General features: G+C 60.8%; 12 protein-coding genes. 1 reads left to right on the top strand and 11 read right to left on the bottom strand.

Annotated features, from left to right (window positions below):
- From AC1DLB_RS04545 to betI, 8 genes are all read right to left on the bottom strand, one after another.
- Window positions 1-624: aminoacetone oxidase family FAD-binding enzyme (locus AC1DLB_RS04545; protein ID WP_477784662.1), on the bottom strand; the 624-nt coding region annotated here is incomplete at its 3' end.
- Between the two features lie 69 nt (window positions 625-693).
- Window positions 694-2,031 (bottom strand): ATP-dependent RNA helicase DbpA, encoded by a 1,338-nt coding sequence (gene dbpA / locus AC1DLB_RS04540; RefSeq protein WP_230139067.1) that lies wholly within the window; start codon window positions 2,029-2,031, stop codon window positions 694-696.
- 230 nt (window positions 2,032-2,261) lie between these two features.
- Complete coding sequence (gene mdtD, locus AC1DLB_RS04535) at window positions 2,262-3,848, bottom strand: multidrug transporter subunit MdtD (RefSeq protein ID WP_477784661.1); 1,587 nt, start codon at window positions 3,846-3,848, stop codon at window positions 2,262-2,264.
- Window positions 3,849-3,873: 25 nt separating this feature from the next.
- Window positions 3,874-5,223, bottom strand: a complete 1,350-nt coding sequence (locus tag AC1DLB_RS04530; protein ID WP_477784660.1) for a TldD/PmbA family protein — start codon at window positions 5,221-5,223, stop codon at window positions 3,874-3,876.
- Window positions 5,223-6,665 carry a TldD/PmbA family protein gene (locus AC1DLB_RS04525; protein ID WP_018928766.1) on the bottom strand — a complete coding sequence of 481 codons (1,443 nt, stop codon included), beginning with the start codon at window positions 6,663-6,665 and terminating at the stop codon, window positions 5,223-5,225. The genes AC1DLB_RS04530 and AC1DLB_RS04525 overlap by 1 nt, the downstream gene beginning before the upstream one ends.
- Window positions 6,666-6,923: 258 nt before the next feature.
- Entirely contained in the window at window positions 6,924-8,621 is a 1,698-nt protein-coding gene (gene betA / locus AC1DLB_RS04520; protein ID WP_064620863.1) for a choline dehydrogenase, read from the bottom strand.
- 214 nt (window positions 8,622-8,835) lie between these two features.
- Window positions 8,836-10,308 carry a betaine-aldehyde dehydrogenase gene (betB, locus tag AC1DLB_RS04515; protein ID WP_477743638.1) on the bottom strand — a complete coding sequence of 491 codons (1,473 nt, stop codon included), beginning with the start codon at window positions 10,306-10,308 and terminating at the stop codon, window positions 8,836-8,838.
- 110 nt (window positions 10,309-10,418) lie between these two features.
- On the bottom strand, window positions 10,419-11,012 hold the full coding sequence (gene betI, locus AC1DLB_RS04510; RefSeq protein WP_018928769.1) for a transcriptional regulator BetI: 594 nt from the start codon (window positions 11,010-11,012) through the stop codon (window positions 10,419-10,421).
- Window positions 11,013-11,392: 380 nt separating this feature from the next.
- On the opposite strand from betI, the gene AC1DLB_RS04505 reads away from it, so the two are divergent.
- Window positions 11,393-13,342: a BCCT family transporter gene (locus tag AC1DLB_RS04505; RefSeq protein ID WP_231508959.1), complete on the top strand. Its 1,950-nt coding sequence runs from the start codon at window positions 11,393-11,395 to the stop codon at window positions 13,340-13,342.
- Window positions 13,343-13,598: 256 nt separating this feature from the next.
- Here the strand turns inward: AC1DLB_RS04505 and choV are convergent, their stop codons facing one another.
- From choV to choX, 3 genes are all read right to left on the bottom strand, one after another.
- Window positions 13,599-14,777, bottom strand: coding sequence for a choline ABC transporter ATP-binding protein (gene choV / locus AC1DLB_RS04500; protein WP_018928771.1), 1,179 nt, complete (start codon window positions 14,775-14,777; stop codon window positions 13,599-13,601).
- A complete protein-coding gene (choW, locus tag AC1DLB_RS04495; RefSeq protein WP_018928772.1) occupies window positions 14,774-15,619 on the bottom strand; it encodes a choline ABC transporter permease subunit in 846 nt (281 codons plus the stop codon). The genes choV and choW overlap by 4 nt, the downstream gene beginning before the upstream one ends.
- Before the next feature lie 66 nt (window positions 15,620-15,685).
- On the bottom strand, window positions 15,686-16,470 hold a 785-nt coding region (gene choX / locus AC1DLB_RS04490), incomplete at its 5' end, for a choline ABC transporter substrate-binding protein (RefSeq protein WP_477784659.1).

The following is a 16,470-nucleotide window of genomic DNA, read 5'->3' as shown; positions in this document are numbered from 1 at the left end:
CAGGATGTTCTCGCGGAAACTCTGGTCGTTGCAGCTCACCAGGCAATCCACCGACGTACCGGACAGCTCGGTGCACAGCTCCTTGAGCTGATCGGTGATGGTGAATGGCACAAGACCGGCTCGGGTCGGCAGCAGGTCGTGGCCGAACTGCTTGGCCACCTGATAGCCGAAGCCGGTGGCGCCGAGGGTCGGAATCGACAGGCCGCCGGTGGCGATCACCAGGGATTGGCAAGTGATCTGGCCCAGCGTRGTATCCAGCAGATAACCGCTTTCGAGCTTCTCGATGGTCTGGATCGAGGTGTCCAGGTGCAGGCTGACGCCAACCTGATTGCACTCGTCGAGCAGCATGTCGAGGATGTCGCTGGATTTGTTATCGCAGAACAACTGGCCGAGTTTCTTCTCGTGGTACGGCACGCCGTGTTTGGCCACCAGACCGATGAAGTCCCACTGGGTGTAACGTGCCAACGCAGATTTGCAGAAATGTGCGTTCTGCGAGAGGAAATTGCTCGGCTCGGTGTACATGTTGGTGAAATTGCAGCGGCCACCGCCCGACATGAGGATTTTCTTGCCGGCCTTGTTGGCATGGTCAAGCAACATCACCTTGCGCCCGCGCCCGGCGGGCATCAGGTGTACCGAGTTTTCGTTCTTCGCGGGCAAGCCTCGCTCCTACAGGGGGGGGGGGGCGGTGCGGTTTTACAAAATGCGCACGCGCAGCGAACGGCCTTTGATTTTACCGTCGTTCAGGCGCTGCAAGGCTTGCTTGGCGATCCCGCGCTCCACGGCCACATAGGCCTGGAAGTCGAAAATCGCGATCTTGCCGACCTGGGCGCCGGGAATGCCCGCCTCACCGGTCAGTGCGCCGAGAATGTCGCCTGGACGGACTTTGTCTTTACGGCCCGCACCAATGCACAGCGTGCTCATCAGCGGCAGCAGCGGACCGCCGCCCTGGGACGTGAGGTTATCCACCTGATCCCAATTCAACGGCGACTTCTGCAGTTGCTCGATGGCTTGGGCGCGATGGGCTTCGGACGGTGCGACCAGGCTGATCGCGATGCCTTTCTCGCCGGCACGACCGGTACGGCCGACACGGTGAATATGGATTTCCGAGTCACGGGCCAGTTCGACGTTGATCACCATGTCCAGCGCATCGATGTCCAGGCCGCGTGCGGCGACGTCGGTGGCGACCAGTACCGACGTACTGCGGTTGGCGAACATGGCCAACACCTGGTCGCGGTCACGCTGTTCCAGATCGCCGTGCAGGCCGACGGCGGAGATGCCTTTGGACGTCAGGTGATCGACGGTTTCCTGCACCTGCTGCTTGGTGAAGCAGAACGCCACGCAGGACGCCGGACGGAAGTGGCCGAGCACCTTGGTCACCGCGCTCATGCGCTCTTCCGGGGAGATTTCGTAGAAGCGCTGCTCGATCTGCGTGTCGTCGTGGAACGCCTCGGCCTTCACTTGCTGTGGATTACGCATGAACTTCGACGCCAACTGCTTGATGCCCACCGGATAGGTGGCGGAGAACAGCAGGGTCTGGCGACGTTCCGGGCACTGGGCGATGATTTCTTCGATGGAATCGTAGAAACCCATGTCGAGCATGCGGTCGGCTTCGTCGAGGATCAGCGTGTTCAGACCGTGAAGCACCAGCGAACCCTTGCGCAGGTGTTGCTGGATACGCCCCGGCGTGCCGACGATGATGTGTGCGCCGTGCTCCAGCGAGCCGATCTGCGGGCCGAAAGACACACCGCCGCACAGGGTCAGGACCTTGATGTTGTCTTCGGCACGGGCCAGGCGACGGATTTCCTTGGCGACCTGGTCGGCCAGCTCACGGGTCGGGCAGATGACCAGTGCCTGGCAACCGAAGAAGCGCGGATTGATCGGGTTCAACAGGCCGATACCGAAGGCGGCGGTCTTGCCGCTGCCGGTCTTGGCCTGGGCGATCAGGTCCATCCCCTTGAGGATCACCGGCAAGCTTTGCGCCTGGATCGGCGTCATCTGGGCATAACCGAGGGAGTCGAGGTTAGCCAGCATGGCGGCGGACAGCGGCAAAGTATTAAAAGCGGTGGCGATGGTGGTCACGGGACTGGCCTGCAAAACAAAATGTCGCGCAGTGTATCAGTCCCAGGCTCTCCACCTGCAAATTCTGGACGAATAGCCGTAGCAGCTGTCGAGGTACGAGGCTGCGTTGCGTGTCCGCAGGACCGCCCCGGGGGGCCGCTTCGCAGCCCAACGCAGCCTCGTGCCTCGGCAGCTGCTACGGGTCAGTGCTCGATATCGTGCTCACGGCTGACCATCCGTCGGCCATCCTTTGGTGAAAGCTGCGAGAAGATCGTTGCAGCCAGCATCGCCATGATTCCTACCGTCACAAACGTCAGCTGGAACGCGCCCAGCACCGTGTCCACGTCGTCATTGCCCATCTCCGCCGTGAATCCGCCGAGCAGCGCACCGGCGCACGCCACGCCCAGGCTCAGGGACAATTGCGCTACCACCGACAGCAARCTGTTGCCGCTGCTGGCGCTGGCGTCGTCGAGGTCGATCAGTGTCACGGTATTCATCGCGGTGAACTGCAAGGAGTTGATCGCCCCCAGAATCGCCAACTGGCCCAGCAACAGCCAATACGGTGTCTGCTCGCTGACCAGGCCCATGCTCGCCAGCATGATCCCCAGCGCCAGTGTGTTGCCGGTCAGCACGATGCGGTAGCCGAAACGTTCGATCAACGGCCGCGCCACCGATTTGGCGACCATCGCGGCCGCAGCCAGGGGCAGCATGCTCATCCCGGCCTGTGACGGCGAATAGCCCAGCGCCACTTGCAGCAGCAACGGCACCAGGAACGGCAATGCGCCGCTGCCCAACCGGGCGAACAGGTTGCCGAGGATGCCCACGGCGAAGGTCCGGGTCTTGAACAGCRATGGCGCAAACAGTGGATTGTCGATGTGCCCGGCCCGCAGCCAATAGGCCGCCAGACAGGCCATGCCGGCAAACAACAGCAACATCACCCGCAAGTGCGGCAGACGCAGTTCGCCGAGGCCTTCCATGGCGATGGTGATCAGCACCATCGCCGCGCCGAACAGCAAGAAGCCCAGGCTATCGAAGCGGGTGCGCTCGCTGCCGCGCAAGTCGGGGATGAATTTCCATACCGCGTAGCAACCGAGAACGCCCACCGGCAGGTTGATCAGGAAGATCCAATGCCAGGTCAGGTATTGCACCATCCAGCCGCCCATGGTCGGGCCGATCAGCGGGCCGAGCAGGCCGGGAATGGTGATGAACCCCATGATCCGCACCAGATCCGAGCGCGGATACGCGCGCAGCACTACCAAGCGTCCGACCGGCAACATCAAGGCGCCGCCCAGGCCCTGGATCACCCGGGCGCCGATCAGCATGCTCAGGGTGCTCGACAAGGCGCAGAGCAATGAGCCGATGCTGAACAACAGGATGGCGCCGAAGAAAATTTTCTTGGTGCCGAAACGGTCGGCGATCCAGCCGGAGGCGGGAATCAGCAAGGCGACGGTGAGCATGTAGGCGATGATCACACCCTGCATGCGCAGCGGGTCTTCGGCCAGGTCCCGGGCCATGGCGGGGAGGGCGGTGTTGAGGATTGTCCCGTCGAGGGACTGCATGAAGAAGGCAATGGCCACGACCCAWGGCAACCAGCGGGCGGTGACGGCGTCGAGAGGTGGGCGGTTGGGCATGGGGCCTCTTGTTAATGCAGATTCGTGGCTGGCGCTGAACCCTGTGGCGAGGGAGCTTGCTCCCGCTCGGCTGCGTAGCAGTCGTAAATCCGGTGAATGCGGTCTGTCTGATAGAGCACATTGCCGGTCTGGGGCCGCTTCGCAGCCCAGCGGGAGCAAGCTCCCTCGCCACAGGTTTTTGTGTTTACAGGGTCAAGGTCAGTCGGCTGACGAGCGCTCCCGGCAGCAATGCCGAAGACGTGTTCCGCTGACTGTAGGTGCTGGCCGACAACATCAGCTCGCGTTCCTCGGTCAACGCTTCCAGCTGCGAACCGAGCAGGCTGTAGGCGCTGTCATCGAAACGCATGGTGCTGACCGGTGCCTGAATCTCGCCGTTCTCGACCCAGAAGGTCGCGAACCGTGTCATGCCGGTCAGGCGCGCCGCCGGTTGGTCCGAGTAGTTCAGGTACCACAGGTTGCTGATATACAAACCGGTGCCCAGTTGCTTGAGGATCTCGGCGTCAGGCAACGAGCCGGCCGCCATGTTCAACGCACTTGGCGCTTCACCGCCGCCAGCACCGTTGGCGGTCAGTCCGTATTCGGCGGCGCTGCGTGAACCGACCAGTTGCTCGCCCGCCTTGCCCTCAACAATCAGCCGCAGATCACTGCGCGGATAACCTTCACCGGAGAACGCCGGGCTCAGGGAGCCGCTGACTTTTTCATCCAGGGACACCAACGGGCTGAACGAGCTGTCGCCACCGTAGAGCTTCTGCAACGGACTGCTCTTGCTGGCAATCGACTGCGCCGAGAACCCGCCCCAACTGAGCATGCCCATGACTTCTTCCAGGGCTGCCGGCGCGAGGTAGGCGCGGTACTGACCCGGCGCCAGCGTGCGCGTTGGCCGACCCAGAAACGCCAACTGCTCGCGGGCCTGCTGGAAACGCCGGGCAAAGCCTTCGCTGTTCCAGTCGTGCCCGGCATAGCTGGCTTTCACCGCCTGACCGTTTTCATGGAACAGGCTGAAATCGAAGTTGAAGCTATTGGCCTGATGCCAGCCGAACGCGCCCGAGGAGCTGGCGAAACCGCGACTGATCGGCCCGGCGGCATAGAAACCGACCAGATCCAGCCCCTCGGCGGCCTGAGTGATTTCAGCGACCACCTGCTCGGTGTCCGGCAGCGGATGATCCTGCACGTTGTTGCTCTGCCAGTCGTCATGGTTGAGCAGCAGGTACGGGTCCTGAGGCAGCAACGGCAGGGTTTCGCGCAACTGTTGTAGCCCCTCGGYCAGACGCTGAAGATCGACTTCCGGATCGCCCGACAACGTGATATCGAGGTCGGCGTGCCGGCCGTCGTTGATCAGTTTGAAGCCGATGCTTGCCTGCTGCACCTGCCCGGCCTGACGCACCTTGGCGTGGTTGAAGCGCACGAAGGCCGACGATTCGGCGGCGTAGCTGAGGGTGAACTGCTCAGGCGTGCGCAGTGCATCGCGCAGCCAGTCGACCAAGGCCTTGAACGAATCGGCCTGGTTTTTTGAAGTGCTCGTGGACGTACTCATCAGGCATCTCCCCCAAACACATCAACGTTGCTGAACACACAGGCCGGCGACGCATGGCCGACACGGATCACCTGGTTCGGTTCGCCCTTGCCGCAGTTCGGCGTCCCCAGCACCTTGAAGGTGCTGACGTCACCGACGGCGCGCAGGCTCTTCCAGAATTGCGCGGAAATCGCCCGGTAGTTCGGGTTCTTCACCACGCCTTTGAGTTCGCCGTTTTCGATCAACTGGCCCCATTCGCAACCGAACTGGAATTTGTTGCGCGCATCGTCGATGGACCACGAACGGTTGGTGCTCATCAAAATGCCGTGCTCGATGTTGCCGATCAGTTGCTCAAGCGGCTGATCGCCGGGCTCGATGTTGAGGTTGGCCATGCGGTCGATCGGCGGACGGTTCCAGCCGCAGGCGCGGCTGTTGGCCACGCCGTCGAGGCTGGCCCGGAACTGCGAGAGCGCGCCGCCCAATGGTCGCAGCAGCAAACCTTGCTTGATCAGGAATTGCTTGCTGGCGGCGGTGCCTTCGTCGTCATGGCCGTAGCTGGCGAGCTGTTCGGGGATGTCCGGGTCGAATGTCACGTTGAGCAGTTCGGAGCCGTATTGCAGGCGGCCGAAGTCTTGCGCCTTGACGAAACTGGTGCCGGCGTAATTGCGCTCGTCGCCCAGGATGCGGTCCAGTTCCAGCGGGTGACCGATGGACTCGTGGATCTGCAGCATCATCTGGTCGGGCATCAGCAACAGGTCGCGCGGGCCTTGCGGGGTGTTCGGTGCCAGCAGCAATTGCAACGCCTGGTCGGCGACTTTCGGGCCGGCGCCGATCAGGCCGCAGCGGCTGATCACATCAAAGCCGCCCTGCTGACCGAAATTCTCGCGGCCGAGGGTGCGGGTCTGGCTGTCGCTACCGTCGTAGGCGGTGACGTCCATGCTCGGGTAGACGAAGCGCTGGGCCTGGCGCAGTTCGGCGCCGGCGCTGTTGAGGTAGATCTGCTCGACGTTGGTGATACCGATGCTCGCCTGCCAGTTCACCAGGCGTTCGTCCTTGGGCACGGCGGCAGATTCGGCGCCGAGCAGTTGGTAGCAATCGCTGAGAGACGGGAAGGGTTGGTCGAGGCTCGGCGAGAAATAGTCGGCGCGCTCGCTGGAAACCGCTTGCTCACGCAAGTCGAGGAGGGCGTGTGGCTTGAGTCGACGGGCTTGTTGCTCGGCCTTCTCCAGCGCGGCTTGCAGCCCGGACTGGGACAAGTCGTTGGTCGCGGCATAGGCTTCGACGCCGTTGACCCGAACGGTCAGCATCGCACCTTCGTCCCGGCTCAGGCTCGGTGGTTCGGCGACGTTCTTGCGCACTGAAAGATACTGACCGGATTCGCGAACATAACGCAGCGAAAAGAATTCAGCGCCCGTGCGCAACGCAGCGAAGCGCTGCTTGAGCTGGGGGTGGAAATCGAACATTCGGGAACCTCCTTGGTATGGAGTGGCGGCGAATCGGTGTTGCGAGGGGGGGAAACGTTTGCGTGGCGCTAGATTAGGCCTGCGTGGGGGGTAGGATCAAGTGAAGAGCGGTGTAGGAAGAGTTGAGGTTGGGTGAGTCAGGAATTTATCTATTGCTTGGGCGGACGCTTTCGCGGGCAAGCCTCGCTCCTACAGGGCGAATGCGATTCCCTGTAGGAGCGAGGCTTGCCCGCGAAGGCCGCGCCTCGGTGTTACGGCTTACTGAGCGCTCACATCCCGCAACGGCTTGCCCTTCACCGGTGCACCGCCGGCCACGTAGTACTTGGCCTTGCTGCGCGGCAATGGTTTGCGACCGCGGATCTTGTCGGCGATTTTCTCGGCCATCATGATCGTTGGTGCGTTCAGGTTGCCGGTGGTGATGATCGGCATGATCGAAGCATCGACCACGCGCAGGCCTTGCATGCCATGCACACGACCTTCGCCATCGACCACGGCCATTTCGTCGGTGCCCATCTTGCACGAGCAGGACGGGTGGAACGCGGTTTCGGCGTGCTCACGGATGAACTTGTCCAGCTGCTCGTCGGTTTGCACGTCGATGCCGGGGCTGATTTCGCGACCACGGAAGGCATCCAGCGCCGGCTGTTGCATGATTTCACGGGTCAGGCGGATGCCATCGCGGAATTCCTGCCAGTCCTGCTCGGTAGCCATGTAGTTGAACAGGATGCTCGGGTATTCGCGCGGATCCTTGGACTTGGCCTGGATGCGACCGCGGCTTGGCGAACGCATGGAACCCATGTGTGCCTGGAAGCCGTGCTCTTTCACGCCGTTGCTGCCGTTGTAGTTAATCGCTACCGGCAGGAAGTGATACTGGATGTTCGGCCATTCGAATTCCGGGCGGGTACGAATGAAACCGCCGGCTTCGAACTGGTTGCTGGCGCCGATGCCGGTGCCGTTGAACAGCCACTCGGCACCGATGGCCGGCTGGTTGTGCAGGAGCAGCGACGGGTACAGCGAGACCGGTTGGGTGCAGGCGTATTGCAGGTACAACTCGAGGTGATCCTGCAGGTTTTCACCGACGCCCGGCAGGTCGTGGACCACCGGAATATCAAGCTTTTTCAGCAGTTCGGCCGGGCCGACACCGGAGCGTTGCAGGATCTGCGGCGACGCGATGGCGCCGGAGCACAGCAACACTTCTTTGCGGGCACGGACTTCAACGCGTTCTTCGGCGGCACCGATCAGGTAACGCACGCCGACTGCACGCTTGCCTTCGAACAGAATCTTGTCGGTCAGGGCGTGGGTGACGATGGTCAGGGTCGAACGCTTCTTGGCGATGTCCAGGTAACCGCGAGCGGTACTGGAGCGACGGCCTTTCGGCGTCACGGTGCGGTCCATCGGGCCGAAACCTTCCTGCTGGTAACCGTTCAAGTCTTCGGTACGCGGGTAACCGGCCTGCACGCCTGCTTCAACCATCGCGCTGAACAGCGGGTTGTTGCCGGCTTTGGGCGTGGTCACGCTGACCGGACCGTCGCCACCGTGGTAGTCGTTCGGGCCGATGTCACGGGTTTCCGCCTTGCGGAAATACGGCAGGCAGTCGAGGTAAGTCCAGTCTTCCAGGCCTGGCAGTTTCGCCCAGTTGTCGTAGTCCATGGCGTTGCCGCGGATGTAGCACATGCCGTTGATCAGCGAAGAACCACCCAGGCCCTTGCCGCGACCGCATTCCATCCGGCGACCGTCCATGTGTGGCTCTGGATCGGTTTCGTACGCCCAGTTGTAGCGACGACCTTGCAGCGGGAACGCCAAAGCCGCCGGCATTTGTGTGCGGAAATCCAGACGGTAATCCGGGCCGCCCGCTTCGAGCAGCAGGACGGTGACGCCTTCGTCTTCAGTCAGACGGGTCGCCAGGGTGTTACCGGCGGAGCCGGCACCGATGATGATGTAATCGAATACTTGGGACATTGAATGCACCCTCTTTGAAGTTGGTCAGGTCGCGGTCGCGGATTTGTCACTTACTGTGGCGAGGGAGCTTGCTCCCGCTCGGCTGCGCAGCAGTCGCAAATCAGCGACCGTGTTCTGTCTGAATGAGCGCTGAACCTGAAGTTGGGGCTGCTTCGCAGCCCAGCGGGAGCAAGCTCCCTCGCCACAAAGGCCCCAGCTTCAGGTTCGCGTCAGATCAGAAAACCGAGGCGTAATCGCCCAGTTCGACCTGTACCGATTTGATGCGTGTGAAGTTGTTCAGCGAGCTGATGCCGTTCTCACGGCCCACGCCCGACTGCTTGTAGCCGCCGACCGGCATCTTGGCGTCGGACTCGCCCCAGGCGTTGATCCAGCAGATACCGGCTTCCAGTTGATGAATCACGCGGTGCGCGCGGTTCAGGTCTTTGGTAACAACGCCGGCAGCCAGACCGAAGTCGGTGTCGTTGGCGCGACGGATCACTTCTTCTTCGGTTTCGTAGGTCAGGATGCTCATCACCGGGCCGAAGATTTCTTCGCGCACGATGGTCATCTCGTCGGTGCAGTCGGTGAACACGGTCGGAGCCACGAATGCGCCTTTGGCGAATTCGCCGTCGGTCAGACGAGCGCCGCCGCACAGCAGGCGAGCACCTTCTTCCTTACCTTTGGCGATGTAACCCAGCACGCTTTCCATGTGGGCGAAGCTGACCAGCGGGCCGAAGTTGGTGTTTTCGTCTTCCGGGTTGCCAACGCGGATGCGCGCAACGCGCTCAACGATCTTGGCTTCGAACGCGGCTTTCAGGTGGCTCGGGACGAACACGCGAGTGCCGTTGGTGCAGACCTGACCGGAGCTGTAGAAGTTGGCCATCATCGCGGTGTCGGCGGCGCGATCGAGGTCGGCGTCGTCGAAAATGATCAGCGGGGATTTGCCGCCCAGTTCCATGGTCACGTCTTTCAGCGTGGAGGCGGAAGCGCTGGCCATGACTTTCTTGCCGGTGTCGGTGCCGCCGGTGAAGGAGACTTTTTCGATGCGTGGGTGTTCGGTCAGCCAGGTGCCGACTTCACGGCCGCTGCCGGTCAACACGTTGAACACACCAGCCGGCAGGCCGGCTTCGGTGTAGATCTCGGCCAGTTTCAGGGTGGTCAGCGAGGTGACTTCGCTTGGCTTGAAGATCATCGCGTTACCGGCCGCCAGGGCTGGAGCGGATTTCCACAGGGCGATCTGGATCGGGTAGTTCCACGCGCCGATACCGGCCACGATGCCCAGTGGCTCGCGACGAGTGTAGACGAAAGAAGTGGTGCGCAGTGGAATCTGCTCGCCTTCGATGGCCGGTACCAGACCTGCGTAGTATTCCAGCACGTCAGCGCCGGTGACGATGTCGACGTAACGGGTTTCGGAGTACGCCTTGCCGGTGTCCAGGGTTTCCAGGGCGGCCAGTTCATCGTTGCGCTCGCGCAGGATGTCGACGGCACGACGCAGGATGCGCGAACGCTCCATGGCGGTCATCGCGGCCCAGATTTTCTGGCCCTTTTCGGCACTGACCACTGCACGCTCGACGTCTTCCTTGGTCGCACGCTGTACTTTTGCGAGGACTTCACCGTTAGCCGGGTTGATGGCTTCGAAGGTGGCGTCGCTGCTGGCGTCACTGTAGCCGCCGTCGATGTAGAGTTTTTGCAGTTCGAAACGGGCCATAAAGTCCTCGCAAGTGCATAAGTTGGTTGGCGTTAACCACTGGGACGTGCCGTGTAGCGTTGGCGACGCTGATCAGTGGCGTTCAGGGGCTGAGCGGTTTTATGTGTGCTCTAACTCACCTGCTTGGCCAATTGGATATCCATGTATTCGTAAGCGATTCTTTGCGCCTGCTCGGTGTCGAAAGCATCTCCCGACAGCGCGCCGCGCAACCACAAACCGTCAATGAGGGCTGCCAGGCCCCGGGCGGCGCTGCGCGCTTGATCAAGCGGCAACGCACGGCGGAACTGGCAGCACAGGTTGGAATACAGACGGTGATCGTTGATCCGCTGCAACCTGTGCAAAGACGGCTGGTGCATGCTGGTGGCCCAGAAGGCCAACCAGGTTTTCATTGCCGGGCCATTGACCTGGCTGGCGTCGAAGTTGCCTTCGATAATCACCTGCAGATGCGCCCGTGGGCTGTCATCTGCCATCGCCTGACGGCGTGCGGTGACGTTCTCGCTGAGGACGCTCATCAGATACCGCATCGTGGCGGCGATCAGGCCATTCTTGTCCTGAAAATAGTGACTGATGATGCCATTCGAGACACCGGCCAAACGGGCGATCAGCGCAATGCTGGCGTCCCCCATGCCGACCTGATCGACGGCCTGTAGCGTGGCTTCGATCAATTGCTGGCGGCGGATGGGTTGCATACCGACCTTGGGCATCTTGCACATCTCCTTAGGCCTCCCGGTGGACGAAATACGCCTACCGGATTGAGGGCCAGTCTATTTTGTTTTGATTGAACGTTCAATCAACAAAGAATAAGATCTGCGACAATTCGTCGCTGCTTACAGATTTTTCCTACGTGTAAATGACGATAAACCGACATCCAAAAATGCTCGAAACCCATACGCAGACGCGTTCCAGGGGTTTCGGGCTTTTTTCGGGGTGTCTTTATATCACCCGCCGGTCGGCTGCCAACTAATCGATTGGTCGGGTACCGCGTTGCCTTGTGTTCTTCTCTCGCACTGCCCGGAGCATCTGTGCCATGAGTTCTGCCTCTCTAATAAAGACCCCACCCGAGAAGGTGATGGTCAACGGTTGGGTGTTCTACACCTCTACCGCGCTGATCCTGCTGTTGACCGCCATTCTGATCGTCGCCCCGCAAGAGGCCGGCAGAATGCTCGGTATTGCCCAGGCCTGGTTGTCCCGCAGCTTCGGCTGGTACTACATGGTGGTGATCGCCGCCTATCTGGTTTTTGTCGTCGGCCTGGCGTTTTCGTCTTACGGCAAGCTCAAGTTGGGCAGCAAGGACGATACCCCGGATTTCAGCTACGGCGCCTGGGCGGGGATGCTGTTCTCGTCGGGTATCGGCATCTCGCTGTTGTACTTCGGTGCGTCCGAGCCGCTGGACCATTACTTCAACCCGCCGGAAGGCGTCGCCGGCAGCAACCTTGCCGCACGTCAGGCAGTGCAGCTGACGTTCCTGCATTGGGGCCTGCATGGCTGGGCGATCTACGCCTTGGTCGGCCTGGCCGTGGCGTACTTTGCTTACCGTCATAACCAGCCGTTGGCCTTGCGTTCGGCGCTTTATCCGTTGGTCGGCGAGCGTTGGGTCAAAGGCGCGGCCGGTCATGCGGTGGACGGTTTCGGCATGTTCGTGACCCTGCTGGGGCTGGTGACGAACCTGGGGATCGGTTCGCTGCAAGTCTCGTCGGGGTTGGAAAACCTGTTCGGCATGGCGCACAGCAACACCAACTTGCTGATCGTGATCATCGTGATGAGCACCGTGGCGACCATCGCAGCGGTGTCCGGCGTGGAAAACGGCATTCGCCGTCTGTCCAACCTGAACATCGTGCTGTTCAGCGGTCTGCTGATTTTCGTGCTGTTGTTCGGCCCGACCCTGCACCTGCTCAACGGCTTTGTGCAGAACATCGGTGACTACCTCAATGGCGTGGTGCTGAAGACCTTCGACCTCTACGTGTATGAAGGCGACAGTGAGAAGTCTGACCGCTGGCTGGGCCTGTGGACCCTGTTCTACTGGGCCTGGTGGATTTCCTGGGCGCCATTTGTAGGCATGTTCATCGCGCGTATTTCCCGTGGTCGCACGGTGCGTGAGCTGGTCGCCGGCGTGCTGCTGATTCCGCTGGGTTTCACCCTGGCATGGCTGTCGATCTTCGGTAACTCGGCCCTGGACCTGGTGATGAACCATGGGGCGGTGGAGCTCGGGAAGACGGCGCTGGAACAGCCATCGATGGCGATCTACCAGTTGCTTGAGCATTACCCGGCGTCGAAAGTTGTCATTGGCGTGTCGATTTTTGTCGGTTTCGTGCTGTTCCTGACCCCGGCGGACTCCGGCGCGGTGATGATGGCCAACCTTTCGTGCAAGGGCGGCAACGTCGACGAAGACGCGCCGCACTGGCTGCGGATTTTCTGGTCGGTGGTGATCACCCTGGTGACCATCGGTCTGCTGTTCGCCGGTAACTTCGAAGCCATGCAAACCATGGTGGTGCTGGCAGGGCTGCCGTTCTCGGTGGTGCTGGTGTTCTTCATGTTCGGTTTGCACAAGGCCATGCGCCAGGACGTGCAGATCGAACAGGAGCAAGCGGAGCTGGCGGCGCGTGGTCGTCGTGGTTTCAGCGAGCGTCTGACCCAGCTGGATTTGCAGCCGAATCAGTCGATTGTTCAGCGTTTCATGGACAAACAAGTCAGCCCGGCGCTGGAAGAGGCCGTGGTTCAACTGCGTGGCAAGGGCCTGAACGTGCAAACGTTGCTGGGTAAAGCCAAGCGTTGCATGGGCCTGCGGATCGAGATGGAAGAGGGCAACCCTTTTGTCTACGAAGTGAGCCTGGACGGTTATCTGGCGGCGGCGAGTGAAGCGGTGTCGGCCGAAAGTGCCGATGAACCGCGCGCACGTTACTACCGCGCTGAGGTGTACCTGCACAACGGCAGCCAGGACTATGACTTGATGGGCTTCACTCAGGATCAGATCACCCGTGACGTGCTCGATCAGTTTGAAAGCCATCGGCAGCTGCTAGGCCGGGTTTATAGCTGAGGTTTGAGGTGATGCGGTGCAGTGAATGCACCGCATCTCCATTGTGGCGAGGGAGCTCGCTCCCGTTCGGCTGCGAAGCAGTCGTAGATCCTGGTTACGCGATCTATCTGAAATACCGTGGTGTCTGGATTGGGGTCGCTCCGCAACCCAGCGGGAGCAAGCTCCCTCGCCACAGTTGTCGGTATTCCAGACCTGATATCTGCACAAACAAAAACGCCGCGATCATCTCGCGGCGTTTTTGTGTCTGCTGTCTTGCTTACCCCAGGTTCTTGCCGAGCAGCGCGTGGTACAGCTCGCTGTCGCCCAGGATCCCGACCACTTTGTTGTTGTCGTGCAGCACCAGCTTGTTGCCGGTCTGGTAACGAATCTGCAGCGCATCGCGCATGCCGATGTTGGAGTCCACCAGCGTTGGTCGACGGCCCAGGGCTTCAACCGCTTGCCCAGGTATCCATTTCTGCAGATCCAGGCTCGAGCCGTTCTGGCGCGCGCCTTTGATGGTGTTGCCTTCGGCCAGGTCCAGCCACGAATCGCCGCCCGGATCCAGGCACACCGAACCGTTGATGCGTTTGCAGTTGTCCAGGGTGCGCATCAGGCTGCGACCACACAATACGTTCAGCGGATTGGTGTGGGCGACGAAGGTGCGCACGTAATCGTCCGCAGGGTTCAGGACGATTTCTTCCGGCACGCTGTACTGGATGATCCGGCCGTCTTTCATGATCGCGATACGGCTGCCCAGCTTCAGGGCTTCATCGAGGTCGTGGCTCACGAAGACGATGGTCTTGCTCAGCTTGTTTTGCAGTTCCAGCAGTTCATCTTGCAGGCCTTGGCGAATCAGCGGGTCGAGGGCCGAGAACGGTTCGTCCATCAGCAGGATGTCGGCGTCCATCGCCAGCGCACGGGCCAGGCCGACACGCTGCTGCATGCCGCCGGAGAGCTCATTGGGTTTCTTGTTGCGCCACTGGGTCAGGCCCACCAGCTCAAGCTTCTCGTCCACCAGTTTGCGGCGTTCTTTCTCGGGGCGACCCTGCATTTCCAGACCGAAGCTGATGTTCTCGCGCACCGTCAGCCAAGGCATCAGGGCGAACTTCTGGAACACCATCGCGATGCGCTTGGTGCGCATCATCTTCAGTTCCGCCGGGGTGCAGGACGCGATGTCGATCTGCCGGCCTTCGTGTTCGACGAACAACTTGCCACGGCTAACGGTGTTGAGGCCGTTGATGCAGCGCAACAGGCTGGATTTGCCGGAGCCGGACAAACCCATCAGTACGCAGATTTCACCTTTCTCGATGTCCAGGCTGGCCTTTTCGACACCGACGATTTGCCCGGTCTTTTTCAGAATCTCGTTGCGGGTCATGCCCTGGTCGAGCAGTTTGAGAGCGGCGCGTGGATCTTTGGAGAAGATCACGTCCACGTCTTCGAAGCGAATAATGCTCATGCGTCACCCCCTACTTTGGCTTCGGGTTGTTTGCAGATACGGTCGAGCATGATCGCCAGCAATACGATCGCCAGGCCTGCTTCGAAGCCCAGTGCGATATCAGCAGTGTTCAGTGCGTTGACCACAGGTTTGCCCAGGCCGTCGGCGCCCACCAGTGCCGCAATCACCACCATCGACAACGACAGCATGATGCACTGGGTGATACCGGCCGCGATGCTTGGCATGGCGTGGGGCAGTTCGATGCGCGAGAGCAACTGACGGCGCGAGCAGCCAAAGGCTTTGCCGGCGTCCATCAGTTCGTCCGGAACATCGCGGATACCCAAGTAGGTCAGGCGGATGGGCGCGGCAATCGCGAACACCACCGTCGAGATCAGACCCGGGACCACACCCAGACCGAAGAGGGTCAGGGTAGGAATGAGGTACACGAAAGTCGGTACGGTCTGCATCAGATCGAGCACCGGCCGCATCAGTGTGTAGAACATCGGTTTGTGCGCGGCGACGATACCCAACGGCACGCCGATCACTACGCAGACCAGGGTGGCGAACAACACCTGGGCGAGGGTTTCCATGGTTTCCTGCCAGTACCCCAGATTGAGGATCAGCAGGAAGGAGGCGATGACGAAAACGGTCAGGCCCCATTTGCGTTGGATGAAATGTGCCAGTAGTGCGATGAGGCCGATCAATGCCAGCGGGTTGAACCAGGTCAGCGCAAAAGTCACGCCGTGGATCATCGTTTCCAGTGACACGGCGATGGCGTCGAAGGTGCTGGCGCCGTGTTGCGTCAACCATTCAACGAAGCTCGCGATGTACTGGCCTAAGGGTATTTTCTGATCAATCAGCATGGTAGTGAACGTCCGCATGCAAGGAAATAAACAGCCCGGGCAGGCGAGCCTGCCCGGCGTAAGCGATTACTGCGCGAGCTTGGCTTTCACGGCCTCCAGGCCTGGTTTACCGTCAATGGTGGTCACGCCAGCGAGCCAGGTATCGAGCACCTGTGGGTTCTTTTTCAGCCAGGCCTTGGCGGCCGCTTCAGGCTTCATCTTGTCGTCCAGGATGTTGCCCATCAGCGTACTCTCCATGTCGACGGTGAACTCCAGGTTTTTCAGCAGTTGGCCGACGTTGCTGCACTCTTGGGTATACCCCTTGCGAGTGTTGGTCGCAACGGTGGCAGCACCGAAATCCGGGCCGAAGAAGTCATCGCCACCGGTCAAGTACTGAATCTTGAAACGTTTGTTCATCGGGTGCGGTGCCCAGCCGAGGAACACCACGGCGGTGTCGCGTTTTTGCGCACGGTCGACTTGCGACAACATGCCCGCTTCGCTGGATTCGACGACTTTGAAACCGGCGGTTTTGAGACCGAAGGCGTCTTTGTCGATCATGCTCTGGATCAGACGGTTGCCGTCGTTGCCTGGCTCGATACCGTAGATCTTGCCGTCGAGTTCTTTCTTGAACTTGGCGATGTCGGCAAAGTCATGCAGCCCTTTGTCGTACAGCGCTTGTGGTACGGCGAGGGTGTATTTGGCACCTTTGAGGTTGGTGCGCACGGTTTCCACTGTGCCGGCATCCCGATAGGCCTTGATGTCGTTTTCCATGGTCGGCATCCAGTTACCCAGGAACACGTCCATGTTCTTGCCGTCGGCCAGGGACTTGTAGGTCACCGGCACGGAAATCATCGTGGTCTTGGTCTTGTAGC

This window comes from Pseudomonas sp. 05N434, assembly GCF_056396965.1.
This window is presented reverse-complemented; position numbering and strand designations above follow the sequence as displayed.

Coding starts and splice junctions, on each gene's coding strand:
- betB (WP_477743638.1), bottom strand. CDS start 10,308: ATGGCCCGTTTCGAACTGCAAAAACTCTACATCGACGGCGGCTACAGT.
- betA (WP_064620863.1), bottom strand. CDS start 8,621: ATGTCCCAAGTATTCGATTACATCATCATCGGTGCCGGCTCCGCCGGT.
- choW (WP_018928772.1), bottom strand. CDS start 15,619: ATGCTGATTGATCAGAAAATACCCTTAGGCCAGTACATCGCGAGCTTC.
- AC1DLB_RS04525 (WP_018928766.1), bottom strand. CDS start 6,665: ATGTTCGATTTCCACCCCCAGCTCAAGCAGCGCTTCGCTGCGTTGCGC.
- choV (WP_018928771.1), bottom strand. CDS start 14,777: ATGAGCATTATTCGCTTCGAAGACGTGGACGTGATCTTCTCCAAAGAT.
- betI (WP_018928769.1), bottom strand. CDS start 11,012: ATGCCCAAGGTCGGTATGCAACCCATCCGCCGCCAGCAATTGATCGAA.
- dbpA (WP_230139067.1), bottom strand. CDS start 2,031: ATGCTGGCTAACCTCGACTCCCTCGGTTATGCCCAGATGACGCCGATC.